We start from the raw sequence: 26895 nt of genomic DNA on the forward strand, positions 1-26895 counted from the left end.
AGGCCGTCTGAAACGCAAACCATCGCCCTTGCGTTTCAGACGGCCTCAAATACTTTTTTGCTTACCGCTTAATGAGGTAACAGATAGACATTGACGCCATCGCCTTCGCTGACGGTTTCCCAAGCCGGTACTTCACACAAAGCGTCTGCCCGCGTACAGGTCGCCAGCATATTGCTGCCCTGATTGGGCAGCAGCTCGGCCACGCTTTCTCCGCACTCGTTAAAGCCTAATGCCACGCGCAAAAATTCGCGGCGTTTGATGGCTTTTTTGGTACGGAATGCGGCTTTGACACGGATTTTCGGCAAATGCCAATCGTGTTCCGCCCGCCCTGCCATTTTGCCCAATACCGGCCGCAGCAGCATATTAGAGGTGGCAAATGCGGCAACGGGATTACCCGGCAACACAAAAATTGCGGCATTGGCCACCTGCCCCCAAGCAAACGGTTTGCCTGGCTTGATGGCTAAGGTGTGCATGGTCAGCGTACCGGCTTTTTCCACCGCTTGTTTCAGATAGTCTGCCTCGCCCACCGAGGCACCGCCGCTGGTGACAATCACATCAAACTGCTCCGCCGCCTGCTGCAACGCTGCTTCGGTCTGCGCCAAGTCATCGGGAACAATCCCGCCATCGCTGACCGACATACCCTGCGCCTGCAACCAAGCCAGCAACTGATAGCGGTTGGCATCGTAAATCTGGCCGTCAGCCAAGGCCTGACCGGGTTCGGCCAATTCATTACCGGTAGAAAGCACCAATACTTTCAATGGAGCATAAACGCTCACTTCGGCATAGTCTTGCGAAGCGGCCAAGCCCAAAGCCGCCATATCCAATTTGTGGCCTTGCGCCAGCAATATCTGCCCGGCTTCGATTTCTTCTGCCTTCAAGCGCATGTTTTGTCCGGCCTCGATTTCGGCGTTAACCTGTAAACGCTCGCCGTCAACTTCCGTCTGCTCCTGCATGACCACAGCGGTAGTGTTTTCCGGCAGCGGTGCACCGGTAAAAATGCGTACGGCTTCGCCGACATTTAGCGGTGAAGCTGCCGTATCGCCCGCTTGTGTACGGCTGACAATGGTAAATTCGCGCAAACCGCCTTCCGGATCGCAAACGGCGTAGCCGTCCATCGCGCTGTTGTCAAACAGCGGGCTGGGATAACGCGCCGTCAAAGTTTGCGCCAAAATGCGGTTCGCCGCTTGCGTCAAGGGCAGGATTTCGCTTTTCAGACGGCATTCGTGGCCGTCAAGCAAGGTTTTTAAGGCAACGTCAAAATCAATCATATTCTTTCCTCTTGTTGTATTTCCAAATCTTCTGATGTGTTGTAATTAGCAAAATCAGCATCTGAATCAAAATTTACCGCACGCGCGCGCTGCTGTTGCAGCCAGCCGCGTATGGTGCGCATGCCCGCATACAGATAAGGCACGGCGCTCTGCAAAATCTGCGGTCGGATAAACATCACGCCGTAATGCTGGCGCACCGGCGTTTCCACATAAAAAGCATTGCATAAAGGTGTGCGCTTGGCGACTGCAAGAAACCGCGCCACCAAGTCTTGCGGCAGTCTCGGCATGTCGCAAGCCACAATCAGCAGCCAATCGGCCGCCGCCAGCTGCAAATCATTGGCGGCGGTGCATAAAGCCGCCAGCGGCCCCAGCTGCTGCCATTGGCGGGCATCGGAAAATACATGCGCACTGCGGCGGGCATATTCTTCCAAATTCCGGTTGGCGCTGATGGCAATATGCCCAACTTGCGGCTGAATCCGCGCAATCACATGGTCAATTAAGGCTTTGCCCTGCCACAGCGCCAATCCTTTGTCTGCACCGCCCATCCTGCGCCCCTGCCCGCCGGCCAAAACCAATGCATAGATTTTCATGGTGATTTTTCCCATTGTTGCGCTGCGGCCTGGTCGCTTTGTTTGGCCTCAACCCAGCGCTCAAGGCCGTCTGAAAAAATCTCTTTTTTCCAAAACGGCGCTTCGGTTTTCAAATAATCCATCACAAACTCGGCAGCGGCAAACGCGGCTTTACGGTGTTGCGAAGCCGTCAGCACCAATACGATTTGCTCGGCCGCATGCAAATGGCCGACACGGTGTATCACGGTACACGCCGTTACCGGCCAGCGCTCGGCGGCCGTCTGAATGATACGGGCAATTTCGTTTTCGGTAACCTCGGGATAATGTTCCAAAAACAAACTGCGCAACGGCGTATCCGTATCCCGGTCGCGCACCAGCCCGACAAAACCGACCACCGCGCCGATATTTTCGCCTTGCGACAATAAAGCGTCATATTCTTGTTGCAGATTAAAATCTTGGGTTTGGATTCGGATAGTGGTCTGCATATCAGCCTCCTGTTACCGGCGGCAGCAAACCGACCTCGGCACCATCCGGAATTTCCGTCTCCCAGCCGCAGATTTTTTTATCCACCACCAACCGGAAAATTTTATCTTCCGCCAATGCCTGCGCCCAATCGTCGCCACGCGCCTGCAACAATGCAAGCAAATCGCGCCCGCTGCCGCCGCTCCATGCGATTTGCTCGCGATCGGCACGAAGTTTTTGTTTTAAAACACCAAAATATAAAAGAGTAATCATCATCTGCCGAATATCGTATAAATGTGTGTATGTAGCAATACCGCGCTGACTAATACTGATGCTTCGCTATGCACCTTGCTAAAAGTTTCATATAATATGAATTATAAGATAACAGGATTTTACATCAGATTTGAGCCAGCTTAATAATTAATTTGCATGATAACCAAGATTATTTTATGAAGTTGTGATTTAACGCAAACAGTGATATTTTTACATAATCTTATACTAAAAACCATACGCCTCTGATACAGCTTCATCACTCAGCCGGCCGAAACCTGACCAATACCAAAGAGACTGCCATGACCATCCGAATCGTCTTAATCGACGACCATACCTTATTGCGCGACGGCATCAAAGCCTTACTTTCCACCAAACCGGATTTTGAAATCATCGGCGAAGCGGAAAACGGCGCCGACGGCATACAAACAGTCAGCCGCTTACAACCTGATATCGTCTTATTAGATTTAAATATGCCCGTCATGAATGGTCGGGAGACGCTGTCGCATATCCTAAACGACAACCCTTTGCAGAAAGTGGTTATTCTGACTGAATCGGAAGACAGCAACGATTTAACCGCTTGCATGCGCCTTGGTGCTTGCGGCTATCTGCTGAAAAATATCCATAGCGATTTTCTGATCAACAGCATCCGCAAAGTCATCTGTGGCAATAATGTATTTTCTCCGGAAATGACCTCCCGCTTGGTGCAATCGCTGATTTCCCCTTCCTCTTCAACTAGTGAACGGGCGCTCGCTACGCTTACCCCCCGTGAATTGGAAATTCTAGGTTGCTTGGCCGCCGGACACAGCAATAAAATCATCGCCCGCCATTTGGCATTAGCCGAATCTACCGTAAAAGTGCATGTGCAAAACATCCTGCGCAAGCTTTGCCTGGCCAGCCGTGTGCAAGCGGCCGTCTATGCCGTACAGCATAAAGTCCCCCAACCGGAATGGGACGAATAAATAAATTGAGGCCGTCTGAGATATCATGCTTTCAGACGGCCTTGGCTTTTTGTTAACGGCTAAAATTATCTGTTAGTAGATAATATTTTTACCGTAACCTTCTAAGATTTCTTTAATTTTCAAAACGGTTTCTTTGGGTGGCGGCTGCACGCCTTTGAGCTTGTACTCATCGCCGCACAGCTCCCATTTGTGCGCACCCAACTCGTGATACGGCAGCAGCTCGACCGTTTCGACATTATCCATGTCGCCGATAAATTCGCCCAGCAAATGCGCGGAACACTCATCATCCGTATAACCCGGCACAATCACATAGCGCACACGGGCAGGCTGTTTGCGCTCAGCCAGATATTTGGCAAATTTCAAAGTTTTGGTATTCGGAATACCCACCAAGACTTTATGGATTTCGGGGTCAATCTGTTTTAAATCGAGCATAACCAAATTGGTATGATCGAGCAGATCATCCAAAATATCATCGTAATGCAAGGCATAGCCATTGGTATCCAAGCAGGTATGGATGTCATGCTCGTGGCAAGCGGTAAACCAGTCGCGCACAAATTCATATTGTAACAAAGGCTCGCCGCCGGTTGCAGTGACACCGCCGCCGGTTGCTCGCAGATAGTGCCGGTAGGATTTGACTTGTTTCATCACATCGTCAACCGTCATTTCCTGCGCGCTGTCGGTGCGTAAATCCCAAGTATCGCGGTTGTGACAATACAGGCAGCGCATCAGGCAGCCTTGCAAAAACAAGACATAACGCAAACCCGGGCCGTCCACCGTGCCGCATGATTCGATCGAATGCACAATGCCTTTGCCATTGTAATTGCGTTGCCCGCTTGCTTTGGGCTTGATTTCTGTTTCTGGATTGATGGTGTAAGTTTGCATAATTGTTATAAAGAAAAATAAAAGGCCGTCTGAAAAAGCGTAACCCTAACATGGGGATTCAGACAGATAAAAACAATGCCGGATTTAACCGGCATTGTTTTTTAGGGTCTTTTGACACTTCATCCGTGAAGCAGATTTTCGAGAGAAAAAGCGCAGATGCAAGGCGGAAAGCGCAGCAAGGTTGAACACCTTGCGAGCATTTCCAACGCAGCAGGTGCGTTTTTTCTCCGAAAAGATGGCACGCGATGAAATGTCAACAGACCCTCGGATTACCCAATTACATATGGTTAGTAAAGGTACGGGTAATCACGTCTTGCTGCTGCTCACGGGTCAATGAGTTGAAGCGGACAGCATAACCTGAAACGCGGATGGTCAGTTGCGGATATTTTTCCGGATGTTCCATCGCATCCAACAAGGTTTCACGGTTCAACACGTTAACGTTCAAGTGTTGGCCGCCTTCTACCTCACCGGCTTCATGGTGGAAGTAACCGTCCATCAAACCGGCCAAGTTACGTTCGCGTGAAGACTCATCTTTACCCAAAGCGCCCGGTACAATAGAGAAGGTATAAGAAATACCGTCTTTTGCAAACTCAAACGGCAGTTTGGCAACTGAAGTCAGAGAAGCAACCGCGCCATTTACGTCACGACCGTGCATCGGGTTGGCACCCGGGCCGAACGGTGCACCTGCGCGGCGACCGTCAGGTGTGTTACCGGTTTTTTTGCCGTAAACCACGTTGGAAGTGATGGTCAGCACAGATTGTGTCGGAATCGCATTGCGGTAGGTTTTGTGGGTTGCCACTTTACGCATGAAGCGTTCAACCAAGTCACAAGCGATGTCGTCCACGCGGTCATCGTTGTTACCGAATTGCGGATATTCGCCTTCGATTTCAAAGTCGATGGCAATACCGTCTTCGTCACGAACCGGTTTTACTTTAGCGTATTTAATGGCAGACAGCGAGTCGGCAGCCACAGACAAACCGGCAATACCGCAAGCCATAGTGCGTTTAATGTCGCGATCATGCAGCGCCATCAAAGCGGCTTCGTAAGAGTATTTGTCATGCATGTAGTGGATACAGTTCAATGCAGTTACATACTGGGTAGCCAACCAATCCATGAATTTGTCCATGCGGGCAAACACGGTATCATAATCCAACACTTCGTCCATAATCGGTTCGTGTTTCGGGCCTACTTGGGCTTTGGATTTCTCATCTACACCGCCGTTGATTGCGTACAGCAGGGTTTTAGCCAAGTTGGCACGGGCACCGAAGAATTGCATTTGTTTGCCAATAACCATCGGGCTCACGCAGCAAGCAATAGCATAATCATCGCTATTGAAGTCCGGACGCATCAGGTCATCGTTTTCGTATTGAACAGATGAAGTATCAATAGAAACTTTGGCGCAGAACTCTTTAAAGCCTTGTGGCAGTTGCTCTGACCACAGAATAGTAATATTCGGCTCAGGTGACGGACCCATGTTGTACAGAGTGTGCAACACGCGGAAGTTGGATTTGGTTACCAATGTACGGCCGTCCAAGCCCATACCGCCGATAGATTCGGTTGCCCAAATCGGGTCGCCGGAGAACAGTTGGTCGTATTCCGGGGTACGCAGGAAACGTACCATACGCAGTTTCATCACCAAATGGTCAATCAGCTCTTGCGCTTCAACTTCGGTCAAAGTACCGTTTTTCAGGTCACGTTCGATGAAGATGTCCAAGAATGAGGATACGCGGCCGAATGACATAGCAGCGCCGTTTTGTGATTTAACGGCAGCCAAGTAACCGAAGTAAGTCCATTGGATGGCTTCTTGCGCATTTTTAGCCGGGCCGGAAATATCAAAACCGTAGCTGACAGCCATTTCTTTCATTTCGCCCAATGCTTTGTATTGGTCGTTGATTTCTTCGCGGCGGCGGATGGTTTCTTCCAAGTTAACGCCGTTTTCCAAATCAGCTTGCAATGAATTGAATTGCGCCAATTTGTCTTTCATCAGGAAATCAATACCGTACAAAGCCACGCGGCGGTAGTCGCCGATGATACGGCCACGACCGTAGGCATCCGGCAAACCGGTAATCACACCCGATTTACGGCAGGCACGAATGCTCGGGGTGTAAACATCAAATACACCTTGGTTATGTGTTTTGCGGTATTTGGTGAAAATTTCTTCCACTTCGGGATTCAATTCCACACCATAGATTTTGCAGGAATCTTTTACCATTTTCAGACCGCCAAACGGCATAATGGCACGTTTCAGCGGCTCATCAGTTTGCAAACCGACGATTTTTTCCAAACTTTTATCAATATAACCAGGAGCATGGCTAGTAATGGTAGAAATAGTTTGGGCATCAATTTTGTAAGGCTCGTGAGTACGGTTTTCGACTTTAATACCTTCCATTACGTCCGCCCACAGTTTTGTGGTGGCTTCGGTAGCGGGAGCCAGGAAACTTGCATCGCCCTCATAAGGTGTGTAGTTTTTCTGAATAAAGTCACGAACGTCAACATTGGTTTCCCAATTACCACCGACAAAGCCTTCCCAGGCAGCAGGGCGTTCTTGAACATCAGCAGACATATCAAACTCCTAATTTTATTAGACAAATCACAGATTAAATCAACGATTCAACAGCATAAGAATAGCACTTTTACGGTTTGATTGACAGCTCCATCATTGAAATAAAATTACTTAATCAAGCTAATTTGACTTAAATCAAAACAAGCAAAAGCTACTCAAAACTACATCATCGAAGAGAAAGATACCTTGAAAATAAGGAGTAAAATATAAAATTCAACCCCGTAAAACGCTATCGGTTTACGGGGTTGAATTTTATCCGGACTAAAACGGCTTATCAGGCAAACGGATGGTGCAGCACGATGGTTTCTTCACGATCCGGACCTGTGGACACAATCGCCACCGGTGCGCCGCAGATTTCCTCAATGCGTTTCAGATAGGCTTTGGCGTTATCCGGCAAAGCGTCGTATTCTTTCACGCCGAAGGTAGATTCGCTCCAACCGGGCATGCTTTCAAATACCGGCTTGCATTGCGCCACCAAGTCCGTACCACACGGCAAAATGTCGGTTTTGCTGCCGTCGGGCAATTCGTAACCGACGCAGATTTTGATTTCTTCGATACCGTCCATCACATCCAGTTTAGTAATGCACATACCAGAAATGCCGTTGACCTGAATCGAGCGTTTCATCGCTGCTGCGTCAAACCAACCGCAACGGCGGGCGCGGCCGGTTACCGAGCCAAATTCATGACCGCGTTCCGCCAAGCCTGCGCCGATTTCACAGGACAATTCAGTCGGGAACGGACCGGAACCCACACGGGTGGTATAAGCTTTGACAATACCCAATACGTAATTGAGCATTTGCGGGCCGACACCGGCACCGGCAGAAGCAGCACCTGCCAAGCAGTTGGAAGAAGTGACAAACGGGTAAGTGCCGTAATCAATATCCAGCAAAGTACCTTGCGCACCTTCAAACAGCAGCTGTTCGTCGTTTTGATTTTTCTCGTTCAACACACGGGATACATCGGTAATCATCGGCGTAATACGCGGCGCAACTTTCTCAATCACCGCCATCACGTCTTCGGCTTTGACCGGCTCGGCGCCATGCAGATGTTGCAGCTGCACGTTGTAATACGCCAAAATGGTTTCCAGTTTTTCCGGAATTTTTTCCGGATTCAGCAAATCGCCGACACGGATAGCGCGGCGCGCCACTTTGTCTTCATAAGCCGGGCCGATACCGCGGCCGGTGGTACCAATTTTACCTTTGCCGCGCGAAGCTTCGCGGGCTTGGTCAAGCGCGATGTGATACGGCAGAATCAGCGGACAGGTCGGCGCGATTTTCAGACGGCCTTCGACATTTTTCACACCGGCGGCGTTTAATTCGTCGATTTCGCCCAACAGCGCCTCAGGCGATACCACCACGCCGGAGCCGATAAAGCAGTCCAGTTTTTCATGCAGGATACCGCTCGGAATCAGGCGCAAAATAGTCTTTTTACCGCCGACTACTAATGTGTGTCCGGCATTATGACCGCCCTGGAAACGCACCACGCCGGCGGTTTCTTCCGCCAGCCAGTCCACAATCTTACCTTTACCTTCGTCACCCCATTGCGCGCCGATGACAACCACGTTTTTAGCCATAAGTCTAACCTTTATATCGAATCAATCAGAATCAAAAAACCGTTTAGATTTTCACTACCTTCCACTCGCCGTCTGCTTTTTTCAGACGGCCGACGACATCTTGCGAACCGTTGTATGCCAAGCCGTAATCCACGACTACGCATTGCCCTTGCGCACGCAACGCTTCTACCGCGCCGTGTGCTTCCGCCATATCGCCCTGAGCTACCAAAACCACCGGCTCTCGCGCAATATTTGGCAGACGGCCGATAAAGGCGCGCAAATCGAAGCTGAAACCAGTCGCTGGACGGCTGCGGCCGAAATACGCGCCTAAACCGTCATAGCGGCCGCCCCGCGCAATCGCGTCATGGCAATGCGAACCGTACACCGCATACAGCAGGCCGGTATGGTAGTTATCCACGCGCAATTCGGACAAATCAATATGCACTTCTTGCGCCGGGAAAGCGTCGCACACCGCCTGCAAATCATCCAAAGCCTTGCCCACGGCAAACAAATCCGGCAATTTGACCCGCGCCTCAGCCAACACTTCACGGCCACCGTATAAATTCGGCAAGAGCGAGAAGGCTTTGGCCCACATGCCGTCCAACTGCCAGGCTTTGACTTGGTCATGTACCGCTTCGGCGTCTTTTACCTGCATCATCGCCAGCAGTTGCGCCGCTTGTTCTTTATCCAAACGCGCCGCTTCCGCCAATGCGCGGAATACGCCGATGTGTCCCAGAGACAGCAGCATATCGCCGATATCGGCCAAACCCATGCTTTTCAACATCAGGTCGATGACTTCGATATCGGCGGCAATATCGGCAAAGCCGTACAACTCGGCACCGACCTGCAAAGGCTCGCGCGTACTCAAAAAACCGTCGGGACGGGCATGCAGCACCGAACCGGCGTAGCACAATCTGTTAATGCCGTTATTGGCGGACAATAAGTGTGCGTCGATACGCGCTACCTGCGGCGTAATGTCGGCGCGGATACCCAGCTGGCGGCCGCTGATTTGGTCGGCCACTCGGATGGTTTTCAACGACAAGCCTGCGTCGATGTGGGTCAGCAGCGAATTGCTGTACTCCATCAGCGGCGGCTGTACCAATTCATAACCGTGTACGCGGAACAAAGCCAACAGCTGCTCGCGCGCGCTTTCAAGCTGGCGGGCGGTGGTCGGCAACACATCGGCAACGTGTTCGGGTAACTGCCAAGATTGCATACGCTTAACCTTTATTATTTCAATAAACATGAAAAAGCTGTTTAAGTTTAAAATCAGACGGCCTTGCGGCCTTCCCTGCCCTTACTGATTTCAAATTTAAACAGCCCTGTCTGGCGGCTCAATCCGCCGAGTTATTAAAATCAGACTTTACCACACAAAATTACATTTGTGCAGCCTGTTTTTACCTGAAACGGAATCAGGCCGTCTGAAAACCGGATATACCCCATGCAAACGGTTTTCAGACGGCCTAATTTACCTTATCGCAATCTGCCCATTCGGACTAGCGGCGCGGTTGCAGAATATCCGCTGTCACGTCCTGGATATTGCGGTGGCCGGTAAACGCCATGGTTACGTCCATCTCTTTATACAGGATTTCCAAAGCGCGGGTTACGCCTTCTTCGCCGTATGCGCCCAAACCATACAGGAAAGCGCGCCCAATCATCGTGCCTTTCGCACCCAACGCCCATGCTTTCAAAATATCCTGACCGCTGCGGATACCGCTGTCCAACCACACTTCGATATCGCTGCCCGCAGCGCTGACGATGTCCGGCAGCGCTTTGATGGTGGAAATGGTGTCGTCAAGCTGGCGGCCGCCGTGGTTGGACACCACCAGCGCGTCCGCACCGCTCTTGGCTGCCATTTCCGCGTCTTCCGGCTCCATAATGCCTTTGATAATCAGCTTGCCACCCCATAAATCTTTGATTCGCGCTACATCGTCCCAGCTTAAGCGCGGATCGAACTGCTCCGTTGTCCAAGACGATAACGACGATACGTCGTGCACATTTTTGGCATGGCCGACGATATTGCGGAAGGTGCGGCGCTCGGTGTTGAGCATTTTCATGCACCATTCCGGCTTGGTTGCCAGATTAATCAGGTTTAAAAGCGTCGGTTTCGGCGGCGTAGAGAGGCCGTTTTTAATGTCTTTATGGCGCTGACCCATAATCTGCAAGTCGGCGGTCAACACCAATGCAGAACATTTCGCCGCCTGCGCCCGCTTAATCAGGTTTTCCATAAATTCGCGGTCGCGCATGACATATAATTGGAACCAAAACGGCTCGCTGGTATTTTCCGCCACATCCTCAATCGAGCAAATCGACATGGTCGATAAGGTAAACGGAATACCGAATTTTTCCGCCGCGCGTGCCGCCAGAATTTCGCCGTCGGCATGCGCCATACCGGTCAAACCCGTTGGCGCAATAGCCAGCGGCATTTTCACATCCTGACCGATCATCTTGGTGGCCAAACTGCGCCCTTCCATATCTACCAATACTTTTTGACGGAAACGCAGGTCTTTAAAGTCGCCGCTGTTATCGCGGTAAGTAGTCTCCGTCCACGAGCCCGAATCAATATAGTCGTAAAACATACGCGGCATTTTGCGTTTTGCCACCACGCGCAAATCCTCAATACAGGTCATTTTGCTCAAATCGCGTTTCATTTTGTGCTTACCTCCGGATGTCAAATATGTATGCTTTTCAGACGGCCTTGCCTGAAAATGCGTCTGCCCGATAATCTATATCAGTCGCATGTATAAATCAAACGCTTTTACCTCTTGAAATCAGCCGCAGGCAGCATGATATGAAGGATTACCTAATCATATCAAAATATTGTACAGACAAGGCCGTCTGAAAACGTCTCGCCGGAAAAAAGACCATCCCCTCCATAAACAGAAACAATCGCCGCCGCCGATTTTATACTTGATAAAATTACTAAGATATTAGAAAATGGCAGCCACGATAAAAACAACAGATACGGGCGCACACCATGAGACTGACCACCAAAGGACGCTTCGCCGTGACCGCCATGATTGACTTGGCGATGAACGCGCAAAACGGCGCCATCAAACTCAGCGCCATCAGCGAACGCCAAAACATCTCCCTATCCTATTTGGAACAATTATTCTGCAAGCTGCGCCGTGCCGAGCTGGTGGAAAGCTTCCGAGGGCCGGGTGGCGGCTACATCCTTGCCGCGCCACCCGCGCAAATCAACATCGCGCAGATTATTACCGCCGCCGAAGACAAACTCGATGCTACCCAATGCGGCAGCAAGGCCGACTGCCACCACGGTGCGCCCTGCCTGACGCATGATTTGTGGGAAAATTTAAATAAGACCATCAACGATTACCTGAGCAGCGTAACCCTGCAAAATATTTTAGACCAGCAAAACAGCGCTGCCGACGGCAGCCATGTTGTTACCCTACACACATTCATCAAGTAACCATAAATAAACATAGAAAAAGAGAGCGCAAACCATGACCGTTAAAACCCCGATTTATCTCGACTACGCCGCCACCACTCCCGTTGACAAACGCGTGGCGGAAAAAATGATTCCCTACCTGTGCGACGTATTCGGCAACCCCGCCTCCAACAGCCACAGCTTCGGCTGGGCGGCAGAAGAAGCCGTAGAAGAAGCCCGCGCCAACATCGCCGCGCTGATTAATGCCGACCCGAAAGAAATCGTCTTCACCAGCGGCGCGACCGAGTCCAACAACCTCGCCATCAAAGGCGCGGCGCACTTCTACAAAAACAAAGGCAAACACCTGATTACCGTCAAAACCGAGCATAAAGCCGTACTCGACACCATGCGCGAATTGGAACGCCAAGGTTACGAAGTCACCTACCTCGACGTACAGGAAAACGGCCTGATTGATTTGGACGTATTGAAAGCCGCCATCCGCGACGACACCATCCTGATTTCCGTGATGTGGGTCAACAACGAAATCAGCGTGGTGCAAAATATTCCCGCCATCGGCGAAATCTGCCGCGAACGTAAAATCATTTTCCACGTTGACGCAGCCCAAGCCTGCGGCAAAGTGCCGGTTGACGTAGAAGCCGCCAAAGTTGATTTGCTCTCCATGTCCGGCCACAAAGTCTATGGCCCCAAAGGTATCGGCGCACTGTATATCCGTCGCAAACCGCGCGTGCGCCTCGAAGCGCAAATGCACGGCGGCGGCCATGAGCGCGGCTTCCGCAGCGGCACGCTGGCGACCCACCAAATCGTCGGCATGGGCGAAGCCTTCCGCATCGCCAAAGAAGAATTGGCACAAGACACCGCGCATTACCTGAAACTGCGCGACATCTTCCTCAAAGGTATTGAGGGCATCGAAGAAGTATATATCAACGGCGACTTGGAACACCGCGCCCCGAATAACTTGAATGTCAGCTTCAACTTTGTCGAAGGCGAAAGCCTGATTATGGCGGTGAAAGAGCTGGCCGTATCCAGCGGATCGGCCTGTACTTCCGCCTCGTTGGAGCCGTCTTACGTCTTGCGCGCCCTCGGCCGCAACGACGAGCTGGCGCACTCCTCCCTGCGCATTACCTTCGGCCGCATGACCACCGAAGAAGAAGTTGCTTACGCCGCCGAACTGATTAAATCCAAAATCGGCAAACTGCGCGAACTCTCTCCGCTGTGGGAAATGTTCAAAGACGGCGTGGACTTGAATTCGATTGAATGGGCAGCACATTAATTTTTAACTAGAATCATGCCGTCTGAAAATTTTCAGATGGCCAAAACGAAACACATATCCCGAATACAAGGAACCCACATCATGGCATACAGTGATAAAGTAATCGACCATTACGAAAACCCCCGCAACGTCGGCACATTCGACAAAGGCGACGATTCTGTCGGCACCGGCATGGTCGGTGCGCCCGCTTGCGGCGACGTCATGCGTCTGCAAATCAAAGTCAACGACGCAGGCATTATCGAAGACGCGAAATTCAAAACCTACGGCTGCGGTTCGGCCATCGCCTCTTCCAGCCTGATTACCGAATGGGTCAAAGGCAAAAGCCTGGACGACGCGCTGGCGATTAAAAACAGCGACATCGCCGAAGAATTGGAGCTGCCTCCTGTCAAAGTACACTGCTCGATTCTGGCTGAAGACGCGGTAAAAGCGGCGGTGGCCGACTACCGCAAAAAACGCAGCGAGTAAGCCGTGGCAAGCGGTTGGGTGCCTGATGGCGCGGAGCAGGCGCAGATTGACGCGTCTTTAGACGATGCGTTGGCCTTTGTCCGCCAAAATCTGCCGCAAGGCGAGAGTGCGCACGAGTGCATAGAATGCGGTGTGCCCATTCCGGAAGCCCGCCGCGCTGCCCTGCCCGGTGTGCAGTTATGCGTGGCCTACCAAGAAGCAGCCGACCGCGACCATCATTTTCAGACGGCCTATAACCGGCGCGGCAGTAAAGGCAGTCCGTTGCGCTGACTGCCTGTATTTTAGATTTTTGTTGAAAAGGATAACACCATGATTACCCTGACTGAAAACGCCGCCAAACACATCAACGGCTACTTGGCCAAACGCGGCAAAGGCTTGGGCGTTCGCTTAGGCGTGAAAACCAGCGGCTGCTCGGGCATGGCTTATAATTTAGAATTTGTCGATGAATCCAACCCCGAGGATACTGTTTTCGAGGGTTTCGGCGCCAAAGTATTCGTTGACCCGAAAAGCTTGGTTTATCTAAACGGCACGCAAGTGGACTACACCAAAGAAGGCTTGCAGGAAGGTTTCAAATTTGAAAACCCGAATGTGAAAGACTCCTGCGGCTGCGGCGAAAGTTTCCACGTTTAAACATACAGGCCGTCTGAAAACGGAATTTCTGCGCTGCGGAAATTCGTATTTTTCAGACGGCCTTAATCGTTGGTAAAACATAATGAACCAATACTTTACCCTGTTCCAATTGCCCGCCGCGTTTGACATCGACACCAACGCGCTCGAGCAGACCTACCGCGCCTTAGTTGCGCGTTTCCACCCCGACAAATTTGCCGCTGCCTCTGCCTTTGAACAAAAGCAGGCGGTCATGATGTCGGCAACGGTAAACGACGCCTACCGCACCTTAAAAAGCCCGATTGACCGCGCCGCTTATCTGCTCAAAGAGCAAGGCATAGCTGCTGACGCGCCGGAACATACCGCCTTTGCGCCCGAATTTTTAATGCAGCAAATGGAATGGCGCGAGACGCTGATGGACGCGCAAATGGATCAAAACCAAGCCGCCATTGCCGCATTGGATAAGGAAATCCAGAGCGAGCAGGAAACATTGTACGAGTCTTTACGCGGTGCCTTTGCGCAAAATAACCATGAATCCGCCGCGCAGTTGGTGCGCCAAGGCCGTTTTTTGGACAAAATGCGCCGAGAGATTGCCGCCGCGCAATAAAGACCTTTAATCCGAAATCAGGCCGTCTGAAAAAAATTTTGCCATCAGCCGTATTTTTATGTTAAAAAACGCTAATAGCATATCAACTTCAGATGACCCTTATGAAATCGATTTATTGCCTCTTGCTGTCCAGCCTGCTGCTGACTGCCTGCCAAAGCTATCAGGAAAACCAAAGCCGCCGCAGTAAAATGGCGCAATTCGTGCTGAACCACCCTGTCGCAGCGCAAGCCATCGGCGCAGAAGATAAAAAATCCACCAACATCAGCAGCAATGCCAAGCGCTTGGCTGCCCGCACCGGTTTGGACGATACCGCCAACGGCGACGGCCACGCCACCCAAGTCAATGCCGTGCGCAATACTTTGTGGCAAGCGGCGATTGCGTCCCAATTCGACAGCGAAATTGCACAAAAAGCCGGCAATGCCTACCTGAGTGATATGGAAGCCCGCCACGGTAAAAACAGCTATTACAGCCGTTTGGCTGCCGACCAAGCCGTTGATCTGCGCAACAACCACATCGGGCGCAGTATCGGCAGCGGCAAGCCGGATGCAGACATGAAATCGCTGACCCAAAGCGTTCTGTTTTACTACCACAAAGTCGGCTTGTGGATCGCTACCCAAGTCAAGGAAGACGGCCGCAGCGTTTGGCGTATCAGTCAGAACAAATTAAGCAAAGCCGACTACAAACGCGCTTTGAAAAACCTTGAGCCGCTCAACAAAGACGGCATGAATGCCAATGAAGAGCAGCAGTATAAATCCGGCACTTTGCGCGAGATTAAAAAATCGGTTCAAGCCATCGGCAAAGTGGAAGACTGATTCAGACGGCCTTCTGTTTAATTCGGCCTTGCTGTTTACTCCGCTGCCCATGCGTTTTACCATTTAGCCCATTATTATCCGAGCTGTTGCTGCCAGGGTCTGTGAACATTTCATCCGCGAAACAGATTTTTGAGTAAAAAACACCAATGCAAGGCAAGTACTCAAAGAGGGCGGTTTTACACGCTACGCTAGTAAAACCAGCCAGCGCAGCAAGGTTGTATGTGCACCTTGCGAGCATTTTTAACGCGGCAGGCGTGTCTTTCCGTCCAAAAGATGTCGCGCGATGAAATGTTCACAGACCCTAAGCCGTCTGAAATGCCGGCGGCAGCAGCTTTTGTACAGAAAGGCCGTACCATGAATTTCCCGCCCCGTTTTGTTTCCAATACCCGTATGCGCCGTATGCGCAAAGACGATTTCTCCCGCCGCTTAATGCGCGAGCATACGTTAACGGCGGATGACTTTATCTATCCCGTGTTTGTCTTAGAAGGCAAAAATCAGGAAGAAGCCGTCGCCTCCATGCCAGGCGTGAAACGCCAAAGTTTGGACAAACTGCTGTTTACCGCCGAAGAAGCCCTGAATTTGGGCATTCCCATACTGGCGCTGTTTCCGGTGGTTACGCAAAACAAAACCGAGCTGGCCGAGGAAGCTTACAATCCCGAAGGTTTGGTGCCGACCGTGGTGCGCGCCTTGCGCGAAAAATTCCCCGAATTGGGCATTATGACCGATGTCGCGCTTGACCCTTACACGATTCACGGCCAAGACGGTCTGACCGACAGCAACGGCTACGTGTTAAACGACGAAACCATTGATGTATTGGTCAAACAGGCGCTGTGCCATGCCGAGGCCGGTGCGCAAGTGGTCGCACCTTCAGACATGATGGACGGTCGCATTCTCGCCATCCGCGAGGCATTGGAAGACGCAGGCCATATCCACACGCGCATTATGGCCTATTCCGCCAAATACGCCTCCGCCTTCTACGGCCCGTTCCGCGATGCAGTCGGCAGCTCGTCGGCACTGGGTAAGGCGGATAAGAAAACCTACCAAATGGATCCGGCTAACAGCAACGAAGCCTTGCAAGAAGTTGCGCTGGATATTCAAGAAGGCGCGGATATGGTGATGGTTAAACCCGGTCTGCCGTATTTGGATGTAGTGCGCCGCGTGAAAGACGAGTTTGGCGTACCGACCTACGCCTATCAGGTATCGGGCGAATACGCCATGTTGCAGGCCGCGATTCAAAACGGCTGGCTAGACGGCGACAAAGTGATTTTGGAAAGCCTGCTGGCCTTCAAACGCGCCGGTGCTGATGGTATTCTGACCTACTATGCTATTGAAGCAGCCAAACTGCTGCGTAAATAATCATCTGCATACAGCAAGGCCGTCTGAATCTTGATATTCAGACGGCCTTGCTGTTTTCAGCATAACCTGATTCATAAGATATTCAAATTTTTCATACCGTAAGCCTGTTTCTATTGGTGCGACGCTTACACTATCTTTACACTACATTTGATTACACCTATACTCTACCCATCCTGTGCCGGTTTCCATCTGCGCCATTTTATTCTCGGCGGCAAACCGGCACGGATAGCCAAACAACAAACTTTACCGTCAAACCACCCAAGGGAAGGAGTGCCAAATGGATTTGCATGCCCAAGACAAAACCAAACATCCTGAAACGGCTGAAACGCTGAGCGGTCGCGCACCCGTTACCGATTTCAAAGGTTTGCTGACCACCATCATCGCCGCCGTTGTCTGCTACGGCATTTTTCACATCCTACCCTATGATGCAAATGCAAACAAAGGCATTGCCCTGCTGATTTTCGTGGCGATTTTATGGTTTACCGAAGCGGTGCATATTACCGTTACCGCACTGATGATTCCGGTTGCCGCCGTCATTCTCGGCTTCCCCGACACCAACATCAAAAAAGCGATGGCTGGTTTTGCAGACCCAACGATTTACATTTTCTTCGGCGGCTTCGCGCTGGCGGCTGCCTTGCACATGCAGCGGCTTGACCGAAAAATCGCCGTTACCCTGCTGCGCCTGTCACGCGGCAATATGAAAGCGGCGGTATTGATGTTGTTCGGCGTAACCGCTTTCCTATCGATGTGGATCAGCAACACCGCCACCGCCGCCATGATGTTGCCGCTGGCCATGGGCATGATGGATCACATGGACAAAGAAAAAGAGCGCAAAACCTATGTATTTGTATTACTCGGCATTGCCTACTGCGCCAATATCGGCGGTTTGGGCACGGTCGTCGGTTCGCCGCCGAACATGATTGCCGCCAAAGCCCTGAATTTGGACTTCGTCGGCTGGATGAAACTCGGCCTGCCGATGATGATATTGATTCTGCCCTTAATGCTGTTTTCCATGTATGTGATTTTGAAACCGAACCTCAACGAGCGCGTGGAAATTAAAGACGAGTCGATTCCGTGGACATTGCACCGCGTAATTGCACTGCTGATTTTCTTGGCCGCAGCCGTTGCTTGGATTTTCAGTTCCAAAATCAAAGCCGCATTCAGCATCGACAATCCCGATACCGTGATTGCGCTGCTTGCCGCCATTGCCGTGGTCGTGTTCGGCGTGGCACGTTGGAAAGAAGTCGCCCGCAGCACCGACTGGGGTGTATTGATGCTGTTCGGCGGCGGTATCAGCCTGAGTGCGCTGCTGCAATCTTCCGGCGCATCGTTGGCACTCGGCCAGCAAGTCGCCACCACCCTTATCCACGCCCATCCGCTACTGGTGATTTTCGTGGTTGCCGCCTTTATCATCTTCCTGACCGAATTTACCAGCAACACTGCCTCCGCCGCCCTGCTCGTACCAATTTTCGCCAGCATTGCCACGCAAATGGGTTTGCCTGAAGAAGTATTGGTGTTTGTCATCGGTATCGGCGCATCCTGCGCGTTTATGCTGCCGGTGGCCACACCGCCAAATGCGATTGTGTTCGGTACTGGTTTGATTAAGCAGAAAGAAATGATGAATGTCGGTATGCTGCTGAATATCCTGTGTATCGTATTGGTTTCTCTGTGGGCTTATTTCGTGGTGATGTAAAGCCGCCGGATTTTCCTACAAAACAAGGCCGTCTGAAAATTATGTTTTCAGACGGCCTTGAATTTTCCGATTGGCCGCCCCATCTTCCCAAAGATTTTCCAACGAAAGGATTGCCTCATGATTATTCTACACACCACCAAAGGCGACATCAAAATCGAATTGGATTTTGACAAAGCGCCCGTTACTGCCGCCAACTTCGAGCAATATGTGAAAGACGGCTTTTACGACGGCGTGATTTTCCACCGCGTGATTTCCGGCTTTATGATTCAAGGCGGCGGCATGACGGCCGATATGGAAGAAAAAGACACCCGCGCACCGATTCAAAACGAAGCGGGCAACGGTCTGTCTAACGACAAATACACCATCGCTATGGCGCGTACTTCCGATCCGCATTCTGCCAGCGCGCAATTTTTCATCAACACCAACAACAACGTATTCCTGAACCACAAAGCCAAAGAGATGTACGGCCGCAATGTGGTGCAAGATTGGGGTTATGCTGTGTTTGGTAAAGTGGTGGACGGTTTCGACGTGGTGGATGCGATTGAAAAAGTGGCCACCAAACGCCACGGCTTCCACGATGATGTGCCGAGTGAGCCGATTGTGATTACCAAAGCCGAAGTGGTTTAAAGCATAACGGTTTCGCCAACAAAAAAAGCAACGCTGTTGAAACAGCGTTGCTTTTTTTGTTTTCAAACATATCAGGCATGTTCAGACGGCCTCGATGCCGTCTGAAAAACATCCCCGATTAATGCAATGCTTGATTAATGCAATTTCAGACGGCCTGAAACGCGTTTTTGCGCAAAGCGAGACAAGGCCAGCAAAATAGTTTTGCGGATACCGATAATTGCTTTGTGGTGCATTAAGTGCAGCGACATATACATGTATTTTGCAATCAAACCTTCGATAAAGAAGCTGCCGCCCGACAAACTGCCCATCAGGTTGCCGACACCGTGGTTAGTACCCAAAGACACCAGCGATCCGGAATCTTTATACACAAATTCTTTATTAAAATCACGGCCTTTTTCATACGCCATCAGCAAATCACACAAGAAATCCGCCTGCTGGTGCGCGGCTTGGGCGCGGGCGGGGACGAATTTGCCGTCCTCCCATTCGCAAGCGGCGCAATCACCCATCGCATACACGCCGTCAGCCGGGGTTTGCAGTTGGCGGTTGACCTCAAACTGGTTGATACGGTTAACCGGCAAGCCGTATTCTTGGTTGCGGTCGGCTGCCTTGATACCCGCCGCCCACACAATCACATCCGCCGCCAAATCGCCTTGATCGGTTTCCACTCGATCCGAATGCAAACCCAATACGCGAGTACCGGTCATCACTTTGATGTGTTTCTGGCGCAGCGCCTGAATCGCCTGCGCAGATACTTTTTCCGGCAGCCCCGACAACACGCGTGGCGCGGCTTCTACCAAGGTAATTTCAATGCGGAAACGCTGGCCAGAGCCGCTGTTGTCCTGAATTTCGTGATAGGCTTCCATCATTTCGGCCGACAGCTCCACGCCGGTAGCGCCTGCGCCGACAATCACCACGCTCAGGCGTTTGTCTTCCGAATAAGCGGCACGCGCAAACAGGTTGAGCAGGTGGGCATGGAATTCTTGCGCATCTTGCGCGTTTTCCAACACGTAGGCATGTTCGCTGCCGGGGGTATTGAAGAAATTGGATCCGCTGCCGATGGCCAAGATGCAGCGGTCGAAGGTCACATGACGCTCGGGAATAATCAGCTCGCCGCCGTGTTGGTTGTGCACTTCTTTCAGGGTCAGTTTCTTCGCCTGCGGGTCGAATTTAATCAGCTCGCCCACCATAAAGCTGAAGTGGTTGGAACGCGCCAAAATGCTGTAAGACAAGCCTTCTTGCTGCGGGTTGAGCGTACCGGCCGCCACTTCGTGCAGCGTCGGTTTCCAAATGTGGAACACCGAGCGGTCAATCAGCAAAACTTTTTCCGGACCGACTTTGCGCCCCATCGCGCGCCCGAGTTTGGACGCCAGTTCCAAGCCGCCGGCGCCGCCGCCGACAACAACGATATCATAATGCATGTGTGTGCCTCTAATAAAAGGTTAAGGTCAAAGGGAAAACAGATTTTTGGTTGTGTTTGTATTTTTTGGTATTTGTATCGGTATCTTTTTTCGCGGCGGCTATTATAGCCATTTTTGCCGTTTCTTTGCGGAAAAAGCACATAAAAGGCCGTCTGAAAAAGTAAACCGCAATTTACAGTTTCAGACGGCCTTGTGCGGAAAACCGCTTAGCCGCACATCTTATCATCGGCTCATCGGCTCATCGGCTTACAGCGTGGTATCCAGCGCGGCGAAGATGTCCGCCCAAATATCGTCCGCGTCTTCAATGCCGATGGAGAAACGCAGCAGACCGGCTTTAATGCCCATTTGCATTTTTACATCATGCGGCACGCCGCTGTGCGATTGCGAATAGCAGTGGTTAACCAGGCTTTCCACCCCGCCCAAGCTGGAGGCCATTTTTACCATTTTCATGTTTTTAATCACGCTGTTGGCGGCCTCGCGGCTGTCGTTTTTCAGATAAACCGTGACCACGCCGCCCACGCCTTTGGGCATTTGTTTTTGCGCCAGCGCGTAATGTTCGTGCGACGGCAGGCCGGGGTAAAACACTTTTTCCACCGCCGGATGCGCTTCCATGCGTTTGGCGATTTCTAAGGCGTTTTCGCAATGCGCCTTCATGCGCAAGGCCAGCGTTTTGATGCCGCGCAACACCAGCCAGCAATCCATCGGCGCAGCAATCGCGCCGGTGTCCACCATCATGGTGTGCAACGGTTTGGCCAACTCTTTGGTTTTTACCACCACCACGCCCATCAAGACATCGGAATGGCCGCACAGGTATTTGGTGGCGGAATGGAACACGATATCGCAGCCCATGTCGAGCGGATTTTGCAGATACGGCGTGGCAAAGGTGTTGTCAATACCGACCAGCGCACCCGCTGCCTTCGCTTTGGCGGCCAAAACCGGCACATCCACCAAGCGTAACAGCGGGTTAGAAGGTGTTTCCAGCCACAGCATTTTGACTTTGTGTTGCGCCAGCAATTCATCCAATTTTTCCGGCTCGCCCAAATCGGCAAACACCACGTTCACGCCCCATTTGGCATAAACATCGTTCAACAGGTCATACGCGCCGCCGTAAATATCCGCCACCGCAATAATGGTGTCGCCCGGCTGCAAAAAGGTACGGAACACCGCGTCAATACCGGCCATGCCGCTGGAAAAGGCAAAACCGGCCGCGCCGTGTTCCAAATCGGCCACCGTGTCTTCCAAAACCTGACGGGTTGGGTTACTTAGGCGCGAATAGCGGTAGGGAATCTGCTCACCGATTTCGTGCATAGCAAACATGCTGTTTTGGTAAATCGGTGGCATGAGCGCACGGTTATGCTCGTCGCAATCGTAGCTCGAATGAATCGCTTTGGTTTCGAATTTCATGACGTTCTGCCTCTAATCATTAAAACATTTCCATTTTAGCACTATCCCAAAAATAGAAACAATCAATCGGAAGCCGTGATTTCGGTTTCAGTTTAACGAACACAAGTGATATAATCTCGCATTTAGAACACAGACAGATTGCCGCCGTTTGAGCTGCGCAGAAACTCGCGAGCTCGTTTTCAGACGGCCTCAAATCTGCCCCGCCTGCCGGACACACCGACACATCTGTTGAACCGCTTTATCTTTTATTTAAGGAAAGACACCGCATGAACGCCATTGCAGACGTGCAATCCAGCCGCGATTTACGCAATTTGCCGATTAACCAGGTCGGTATCAAAGACCTGCGTTTCCCGATTACCCTCAACACCGCTGAAGGCAGCCAGGCCACCGTTGCCCATCTGACCATGACCGTCTTCCTACCCGCCGACCAAAAAGGCACACACATGTCGCGCTTTGTCGCGCTGATGGAGCAACAAACCGAGCCGCTCAGCTTTACGCGCCTGCAAACCTTAACGCAGGAAATGATTACCCTGCTCAACTCTCATTCCGGCAAAATCAGCGCGTCTTTCCCGTTTTTCCGCAAAAAAACCGCGCCGGTTTCCGGTATCCAATCGCTGCTGGACTACAACGTTACCATCAGCGGCGAAATCAAAAACGGCGCGTATCAGCACACTTTGAAAGTGATGATACCGGTAACCAGCCTGTGCCCGTGCTCCAAAGAAATTTCGCAATACGGCGCCCACAACCAACGCTCCCACGTGACCGTTACCCTGACCGCCAATGCCGAAGTGGGCATCGAGGAAGTCATCGACTGCGTAGAAGCTCAAGCCAGCTGTCAGCTCTACGGCCTACTCAAACGCCCCGATGAAAAATACGTGACCGAAAAAGCGTATGAAAACCCGAAATTTGTCGAAGACATGGTGCGCGATGTGGCAACGGCCCTGATTGCCGACGGCCGCGTGGAAAGTTTTGTGGTCGAAAGCGAAAACTTCGAGTCGATTCACAACCATTCGGCTTATGCCTTTATCGCCTACCCTTAAAAATACGGAAATATAATGAGGCCGTCTGAAAAACACGGATTGCGGTGTTTTTCAGACGGCCTTTTTGTTTCCCCGTTTGCCGCGTAATCGCTTATAATGCCCAAAACATGACTTTGAAATACCCATTTAACACCAACCGCTGTCTGCCGTTTTTTAAGCGCCTGTGTTCATCATAAAATTGACAGCCAAATTTTGATGACAATAATGAACACTGGCGCTCAAACACACTACCATGAAAAAAATCCTTTATTTCTTTATCGCACTCTTCTCTTTAAGCAATACAGTATTTGCTTCAACGATAGATGCTTCAAAACTCTTACCCCCCGAGCAGGCATTTGCACCGCAAGTGAATGTAACCGATCAAGGCATTAACGTGCAGTTCCAGATTGCCGACGGCTATTATCTGTATCAGGCAAAAATTACCGCTGCCACCACGCCCGATAATCTATTGGGACAGCCGCAATACAGCCCGGGCGAAGCAAAAGAAGACGAATTTTTCGGCAAACAAACCGTGTACCACCGCGCCGCGCAGGTCAACTGGCCTTACCGTCAAACCCAAGCTGCGCCGCAATATAAATTGGTATTGAGCTATCAGGGCTGCGCCGAAGTGGGCGTATGCTATCCGCCGGTGGACACCGAATTCAGCATCAACGGCAGCGGCCTGTATCAGCCGCAAACCGACGCGCCACTTAGCGCCAAAGAGCGCTTTACCCGCCCCGATACGCCCAAGCGTTCAGACGGCCTCACACCCGCGCAGCCTGCCGAACCGCAAAGCAGCAGCCGTTTCAAATTATCTTGGGATACCCTGAACGCCAATCTGTTGGCGTTTTTTCTCGCAGGTATCGGCTTGAGCTTTACCGCCTGCATGTACCCGCTGCTGCCGATTGTGTCGGGGATTGTGGTCGGGGATAAAGCGGCCAATAAAAGCCGCGCTTTTGTGTTGACGTTGGTTTATGTGCAGGGTTTGGCGCTGACTTACACGCTGGTCGGCATTACCGCCGGCCTGACCGGTGCGCTGCTGACGGTGTGGCTGCAACAGCCGTGGGTGGTATTGGCGGCAGCCGCGCTGATGGTGGTATTGGCGCTGGCCATGTTCGGCCTGTTTAATCTCCAACTGCCCGCTTCGGTACAGGCGTATTTCCAAAACCAAAGCAACCGCTTGTCCGGCGGCAAAATCGCTTCCGTGTTCGGCATGGGCATGCTGTCGGCGCTGATTGTCGGCCCCTGCATTGCGCCGCCGCTGGCGTTTGCCTTAGGCTATATCGGGCAGACCGGCGACGCGGTATTGGGCGGTTTGGCGCTGTATGTTTTGGCCTTGGGTACAGGCGTACCGCTGCTGCTGGTCGGTACTTTCGGCGGGCATGTCCTGCCCAAAGCGGGCGCTTGGATGGGCGCGATTAAGGCCGCATTTGGCTTTATCCTGCTGGCGGTGGCGGTGTATCTGGCAACGCCGTATCTGCCTTATTGGGCAGTCGTGACCCTTTATACATTGCTGCTGCTGATACCGGCGGTCATGCTGTTTGCCAACATGCGCACGCAGAAAGGCCGTCTGAAAACGGTTTCCGGCCTGCTCGGTATCGTCTTGCTGCTCGGCGGAACATGGTTCGGCTGGCAGAGCCTGAACCGTGAAACCACCGCCCTCCACCATTTTTTAACCTTAATCCCGCCGTCTGAATCGCCAAGCAGCGGACACGGTCAGATGTTTACCGATGTCGCGCAACTGCAAACCGCGATGGATAAAGCACTCAAAGCCGATCCGTCCCAACCAGTATTGCTGGATTTTTATGCTGACTGGTGCATTTCCTGCAAAGAAATGGCGGCTTATACGCTCAATCAACCGGAGGTGCGGCAAGCTGTGGACATGCAGCGTTTCTTCCAAATCGACGTCACCGCCAACACACCCGAACAGCAAGCCCTGCTGAAACAATACGGCTTATTCGGCCCGCCGGGAATCTTCATTATCCGCGCCGACGGCAGCCGCAGCGAAGCCTTATTGGGATTTGTCAAACCGCAGGCCTTTATCGAGTGGTACCAAACCAACCGCTAGGTACCCATTTTGGCAGTGGCCGCGATTAAAACATACCCATCAGGTCAAAATACCTGAACCCTCAGCCGCAGAGCGGGAATCCGTCCCCGCCCTGCGGCTTTGACATTCAAGCATAGCCGTTTATCGCGAACACACCGCCCGCCACGGGTAAACCCAAGCTTGCTCTCGACAATACCGACTTAGAATAATTCAAAAATGATAATTTTTAAATAATCAATTTAAATAACTGAATAATCATTATAAAATTACTAGAAATTATTAAATTTTAATGTATATATAAATATATACATAAATTAATCCAAAAACGATACAAGGAGGTAGTGAAATGAAAAAGAAATTCATCAATGCAAGCATTTACAAACACAATGACGCCAGAGAAATTTTGGTGGAAGACGGTAAATTCGTTGCCTTCGGCAATAATTTGGGCGAGGCGGACGAAGTGATTGATTTGGGCGGAAAATTTGTCCTGCCGCCTTACGTCGATTCCCACCTGCACTTGGACTATTACTTTACCGGCAAAGACGATAGCTCGGAAAACGATACCGGTACGCTGTTTGAAGGGATTGCCCGCTGGAGCAAAATCAAAATCGGCCAAACCAAAGAGCAGGCCAAAGAAAGAATGTACAAAGGTGTGCAGGAAGTGATGTCGCATGGTACGCAATACATCCGTGCACAAACCGACTGTACCGCCCCCGAGCTGAAAAACATCAAAGCCATGCTGGAAGTGCGCGACGAATTGAAAGACAAAGTGACCATTCAGGTCGTGGCCCTCCCACAGGAAGGGATGTATGCCTACCAATCCGGCGGCAAAACCGGCCTGCAGTTGGTGGAAGAGGCCTTGAAACTCGGCGCCGATGTCGTGGGCGGTATTCCCCACTTCGAGCATTCTGCGCAAGAGGGTAAACAATCCATGCAAGATGTGGTGGATTTGGCGTTGAAATACAACAAGCTGATTGACGTACACTGTGACGAAACCGACGACCCGAACTCCCGCTTCGTCCAAGACCTGAACGCCAATGCCTATCGCGCCGGTATCGGCAAGCAGACCACCGCTTCGCATACCTGCTCTTTCGGCTCTGCCGATGATGCCTACGCATTCCGCATGATGCAGTTGTTCAAACAATCCGGTATCAACTTTACCAGCCAGCCGACTGAAAACCTGTATCTGCAAGGCCGTCAGGATTCTTATCCGAAACGTCGCGGCATTACCCGCGTGAAAGAATTTTTCCACGACGGTATCAACGTGTCTTTCGGCCAAGACTCCATTTGCGACCCGTGGTATCCGGCCGGTAACGGTAACATGATGATGATTCTCGACCACGGCATTCACGCCGCGCAACTGATGTCTGATGAAGACTTCGAGCACGTGTTCGACTTGGTGACTTACAACGGCGCAACCACCTTGCATATCGAAGATGAATACGGCTTGGATGCGGGTAAAGACGCCAACTTTATCGTCCTTGACGCGCCGAATGCTTTTGAAGCCATCCGCAACCGTGCAGACTGCTTGGCCTCCATCCGTAAAGGTGAATATTTGTTCAAAAAAGCGCCTCAAGCTTATGATGTCAGCTTGAGTTTGTAAGCTTTAAGCAGATAGTGAGACGGTAGTGGAA

General features: G+C 51.5%; 24 protein-coding genes and 1 pseudogene. 14 read left to right on the top strand and 11 right to left on the bottom strand.

Annotated elements, in window-relative coordinates:
- Positions 1-68 precede the first annotated feature (68 nt).
- From J2T37_RS07675 to J2T37_RS07690, 4 genes are read right to left on the bottom strand one after another with little or no spacing between them, the layout of a single operon-like run.
- Positions 69-1268, bottom strand: a complete 1200-nt coding sequence (locus J2T37_RS07675; RefSeq protein WP_253355019.1) for a molybdopterin molybdotransferase MoeA — start codon at positions 1266-1268, stop codon at positions 69-71.
- Positions 1265-1858, bottom strand: coding sequence for a molybdenum cofactor guanylyltransferase MobA (gene mobA / locus J2T37_RS07680; protein ID WP_253355020.1), 594 nt, complete (start codon positions 1856-1858; stop codon positions 1265-1267). Before mobA ends, J2T37_RS07675 begins: the two co-directional genes overlap by 4 nt.
- Positions 1855-2322, bottom strand: a complete 468-nt coding sequence (locus J2T37_RS07685) for a molybdenum cofactor biosynthesis protein MoaE (RefSeq protein ID WP_253355021.1) — start codon at positions 2320-2322, stop codon at positions 1855-1857. Before J2T37_RS07685 ends, mobA begins: the two co-directional genes overlap by 4 nt.
- 1 nt (position 2323) lies before the next feature.
- On the bottom strand, positions 2324-2572 hold the full coding sequence (locus J2T37_RS07690) for a MoaD/ThiS family protein (RefSeq protein WP_253355022.1): 249 nt from the start codon (positions 2570-2572) through the stop codon (positions 2324-2326).
- Positions 2573-2871: 299 nt separating this feature from the next.
- Between J2T37_RS07690 and J2T37_RS07695 the strand changes: the two genes are divergently transcribed.
- Positions 2872-3531, top strand: coding sequence for a response regulator (locus J2T37_RS07695; RefSeq protein WP_253355023.1), 660 nt, complete (start codon positions 2872-2874; stop codon positions 3529-3531).
- A gap of 72 nt (positions 3532-3603) precedes the next feature.
- On the opposite strand, the gene pflA is transcribed toward J2T37_RS07695, so the two are convergent.
- From pflA to J2T37_RS07720, 5 genes are all read right to left on the bottom strand, one after another.
- On the bottom strand, positions 3604-4413 hold the full coding sequence (gene pflA, locus J2T37_RS07700; protein ID WP_253355024.1) for a pyruvate formate lyase 1-activating protein: 810 nt from the start codon (positions 4411-4413) through the stop codon (positions 3604-3606).
- 277 nt (positions 4414-4690) lie between these two features.
- Positions 4691-6976, bottom strand: coding sequence for a formate C-acetyltransferase (pflB, locus tag J2T37_RS07705; protein WP_253355025.1), 2286 nt, complete (start codon positions 6974-6976; stop codon positions 4691-4693).
- Positions 6977-7250: 274 nt separating this feature from the next.
- Entirely contained in the window at positions 7251-8549 is a 1299-nt protein-coding gene (locus tag J2T37_RS07710) for an adenylosuccinate synthase (protein ID WP_253355026.1), read from the bottom strand.
- Positions 8550-8592: 43 nt separating this feature from the next.
- A complete protein-coding gene (locus tag J2T37_RS07715) occupies positions 8593-9744 on the bottom strand; it encodes an ATP phosphoribosyltransferase regulatory subunit (protein WP_253355027.1) in 1152 nt (383 codons plus the stop codon).
- Between the two features lie 280 nt (positions 9745-10024).
- Entirely contained in the window at positions 10025-11179 is a 1155-nt protein-coding gene (locus J2T37_RS07720; protein WP_253355028.1) for an alpha-hydroxy acid oxidase, read from the bottom strand.
- 326 nt (positions 11180-11505) lie between these two features.
- On the opposite strand from J2T37_RS07720, the pseudogene iscR reads away from it, so the two are divergent.
- The 10 genes and pseudogenes from iscR to J2T37_RS07770 all read left to right on the top strand — a co-directional run bounded on the left by iscR (position 11506) and on the right by J2T37_RS07770 (position 19373).
- Positions 11506-11996 (top strand): annotated as a pseudogene (iscR, locus tag J2T37_RS07725) (Fe-S cluster assembly transcriptional regulator IscR).
- Positions 11993-13207, top strand: coding sequence for an IscS subfamily cysteine desulfurase (locus J2T37_RS07730; protein WP_253355030.1), 1215 nt, complete (start codon positions 11993-11995; stop codon positions 13205-13207). Before iscR ends, J2T37_RS07730 begins: the two are co-directional and overlap by 4 nt.
- Before the next feature lie 81 nt (positions 13208-13288).
- Positions 13289-13672, top strand: coding sequence for a Fe-S cluster assembly scaffold IscU (gene iscU / locus J2T37_RS07735; protein WP_253355031.1), 384 nt, complete (start codon positions 13289-13291; stop codon positions 13670-13672).
- A 3-nt stretch (positions 13673-13675) separates the two neighbouring features.
- Positions 13676-13942, top strand: a complete 267-nt coding sequence (locus J2T37_RS07740; RefSeq protein WP_253355032.1) for a DksA/TraR family C4-type zinc finger protein — start codon at positions 13676-13678, stop codon at positions 13940-13942.
- Between the two features lie 39 nt (positions 13943-13981).
- Positions 13982-14302, top strand: coding sequence for an iron-sulfur cluster assembly protein IscA (gene iscA, locus J2T37_RS07745; RefSeq protein ID WP_253355033.1), 321 nt, complete (start codon positions 13982-13984; stop codon positions 14300-14302).
- 82 nt (positions 14303-14384) lie between these two features.
- Complete coding sequence (gene hscB / locus J2T37_RS07750; RefSeq protein WP_253355034.1) at positions 14385-14885, top strand: Fe-S protein assembly co-chaperone HscB; 501 nt, start codon at positions 14385-14387, stop codon at positions 14883-14885.
- Positions 14886-14986: 101 nt separating this feature from the next.
- Complete coding sequence (locus tag J2T37_RS07755; protein ID WP_253355035.1) at positions 14987-15697, top strand: DUF6973 domain-containing protein; 711 nt, start codon at positions 14987-14989, stop codon at positions 15695-15697.
- Positions 15698-16051: 354 nt separating this feature from the next.
- A complete protein-coding gene (gene hemB, locus J2T37_RS07760) occupies positions 16052-17053 on the top strand; it encodes a porphobilinogen synthase (protein WP_253355036.1) in 1002 nt (333 codons plus the stop codon).
- 277 nt (positions 17054-17330) lie between these two features.
- The gene (locus J2T37_RS07765; protein WP_253355037.1) at positions 17331-18746 is read left to right on the top strand and encodes an SLC13 family permease; all 1416 of its coding nucleotides are present in this window, start codon (positions 17331-17333) and stop codon (positions 18744-18746) included.
- Positions 18747-18863: 117 nt separating this feature from the next.
- Positions 18864-19373, top strand: coding sequence for a peptidylprolyl isomerase (locus J2T37_RS07770; protein WP_253355038.1), 510 nt, complete (start codon positions 18864-18866; stop codon positions 19371-19373).
- A gap of 134 nt (positions 19374-19507) precedes the next feature.
- Here the strand turns inward: J2T37_RS07770 and J2T37_RS07775 are convergent, their stop codons facing one another.
- Together J2T37_RS07775 and J2T37_RS07780 are read right to left on the bottom strand one after the other, a co-directional pair.
- Positions 19508-20791: an NAD(P)/FAD-dependent oxidoreductase gene (locus tag J2T37_RS07775; protein WP_253355039.1), complete on the bottom strand. Its 1284-nt coding sequence runs from the start codon at positions 20789-20791 to the stop codon at positions 19508-19510.
- A 246-nt stretch (positions 20792-21037) separates the two neighbouring features.
- On the bottom strand, positions 21038-22195 hold the full coding sequence (locus tag J2T37_RS07780) for a trans-sulfuration enzyme family protein (RefSeq protein ID WP_253355040.1): 1158 nt from the start codon (positions 22193-22195) through the stop codon (positions 21038-21040).
- Between the two features lie 266 nt (positions 22196-22461).
- On the opposite strand from J2T37_RS07780, the gene folE2 reads away from it, so the two are divergent.
- The 3 genes from folE2 to J2T37_RS07795 all read left to right on the top strand — a co-directional run bounded on the left by folE2 (position 22462) and on the right by J2T37_RS07795 (position 26864).
- Positions 22462-23235: a GTP cyclohydrolase FolE2 gene (folE2, locus tag J2T37_RS07785; RefSeq protein WP_253355041.1), complete on the top strand. Its 774-nt coding sequence runs from the start codon at positions 22462-22464 to the stop codon at positions 23233-23235.
- 232 nt (positions 23236-23467) lie between these two features.
- Positions 23468-25282 carry a protein-disulfide reductase DsbD gene (gene dsbD, locus J2T37_RS07790; RefSeq protein ID WP_253355042.1) on the top strand — a complete coding sequence of 605 codons (1815 nt, stop codon included), beginning with the start codon at positions 23468-23470 and terminating at the stop codon, positions 25280-25282.
- A 325-nt stretch (positions 25283-25607) separates the two neighbouring features.
- Entirely contained in the window at positions 25608-26864 is a 1257-nt protein-coding gene (locus J2T37_RS07795) for an amidohydrolase family protein (RefSeq protein ID WP_253355043.1), read from the top strand.
- The last annotated feature ends 31 nt before the right edge of the window (positions 26865-26895 follow it).

Origin of the sequence: Neisseria perflava (genome assembly GCF_024170405.1) — a bacterium.
Classification (GTDB): domain Bacteria; phylum Pseudomonadota; class Gammaproteobacteria; order Burkholderiales; family Neisseriaceae; genus Neisseria; species Neisseria perflava_B.

Bases quoted from the DNA above. Each gene is read 5' to 3' on its own strand.
- J2T37_RS07690 (WP_253355022.1), bottom strand. From the start codon at position 2,572: ATGATTACTCTTTTATATTTTGGTGTTTTAAAACAAAAACTTCGTGCC.
- J2T37_RS07795 (WP_253355043.1), top strand. From the start codon at position 25,608: ATGAAAAAGAAATTCATCAATGCAAGCATTTACAAACACAATGACGCC.
- J2T37_RS07715 (WP_253355027.1), bottom strand. From the start codon at position 9,744: ATGCAATCTTGGCAGTTACCCGAACACGTTGCCGATGTGTTGCCGACC.
- mobA (WP_253355020.1), bottom strand. From the start codon at position 1,858: ATGAAAATCTATGCATTGGTTTTGGCCGGCGGGCAGGGGCGCAGGATG.
- dsbD (WP_253355042.1), top strand. From the start codon at position 23,468: ATGAAAAAAATCCTTTATTTCTTTATCGCACTCTTCTCTTTAAGCAAT.
- J2T37_RS07775 (WP_253355039.1), bottom strand. From the start codon at position 20,791: ATGCATTATGATATCGTTGTTGTCGGCGGCGGCGCCGGCGGCTTGGAA.
- iscA (WP_253355033.1), top strand. From the start codon at position 13,982: ATGATTACCCTGACTGAAAACGCCGCCAAACACATCAACGGCTACTTG.
- hemB (WP_253355036.1), top strand. From the start codon at position 16,052: ATGAATTTCCCGCCCCGTTTTGTTTCCAATACCCGTATGCGCCGTATG.
- J2T37_RS07675 (WP_253355019.1), bottom strand. From the start codon at position 1,268: ATGATTGATTTTGACGTTGCCTTAAAAACCTTGCTTGACGGCCACGAA.
- J2T37_RS07765 (WP_253355037.1), top strand. From the start codon at position 17,331: ATGGATTTGCATGCCCAAGACAAAACCAAACATCCTGAAACGGCTGAA.
- hscB (WP_253355034.1), top strand. From the start codon at position 14,385: ATGAACCAATACTTTACCCTGTTCCAATTGCCCGCCGCGTTTGACATC.
- pflB (WP_253355025.1), bottom strand. From the start codon at position 6,976: ATGTCTGCTGATGTTCAAGAACGCCCTGCTGCCTGGGAAGGCTTTGTC.
- J2T37_RS07710 (WP_253355026.1), bottom strand. From the start codon at position 8,549: ATGGCTAAAAACGTGGTTGTCATCGGCGCGCAATGGGGTGACGAAGGT.
- folE2 (WP_253355041.1), top strand. From the start codon at position 22,462: ATGAACGCCATTGCAGACGTGCAATCCAGCCGCGATTTACGCAATTTG.
- J2T37_RS07730 (WP_253355030.1), top strand. From the start codon at position 11,993: ATGACCGTTAAAACCCCGATTTATCTCGACTACGCCGCCACCACTCCC.
- J2T37_RS07720 (WP_253355028.1), bottom strand. From the start codon at position 11,179: ATGAAACGCGATTTGAGCAAAATGACCTGTATTGAGGATTTGCGCGTG.
- iscU (WP_253355031.1), top strand. From the start codon at position 13,289: ATGGCATACAGTGATAAAGTAATCGACCATTACGAAAACCCCCGCAAC.
- J2T37_RS07695 (WP_253355023.1), top strand. From the start codon at position 2,872: ATGACCATCCGAATCGTCTTAATCGACGACCATACCTTATTGCGCGAC.
- J2T37_RS07770 (WP_253355038.1), top strand. From the start codon at position 18,864: ATGATTATTCTACACACCACCAAAGGCGACATCAAAATCGAATTGGAT.
- J2T37_RS07780 (WP_253355040.1), bottom strand. From the start codon at position 22,195: ATGAAATTCGAAACCAAAGCGATTCATTCGAGCTACGATTGCGACGAG.
- J2T37_RS07685 (WP_253355021.1), bottom strand. From the start codon at position 2,322: ATGCAGACCACTATCCGAATCCAAACCCAAGATTTTAATCTGCAACAA.
- J2T37_RS07755 (WP_253355035.1), top strand. From the start codon at position 14,987: ATGAAATCGATTTATTGCCTCTTGCTGTCCAGCCTGCTGCTGACTGCC.
- pflA (WP_253355024.1), bottom strand. From the start codon at position 4,413: ATGCAAACTTACACCATCAATCCAGAAACAGAAATCAAGCCCAAAGCA.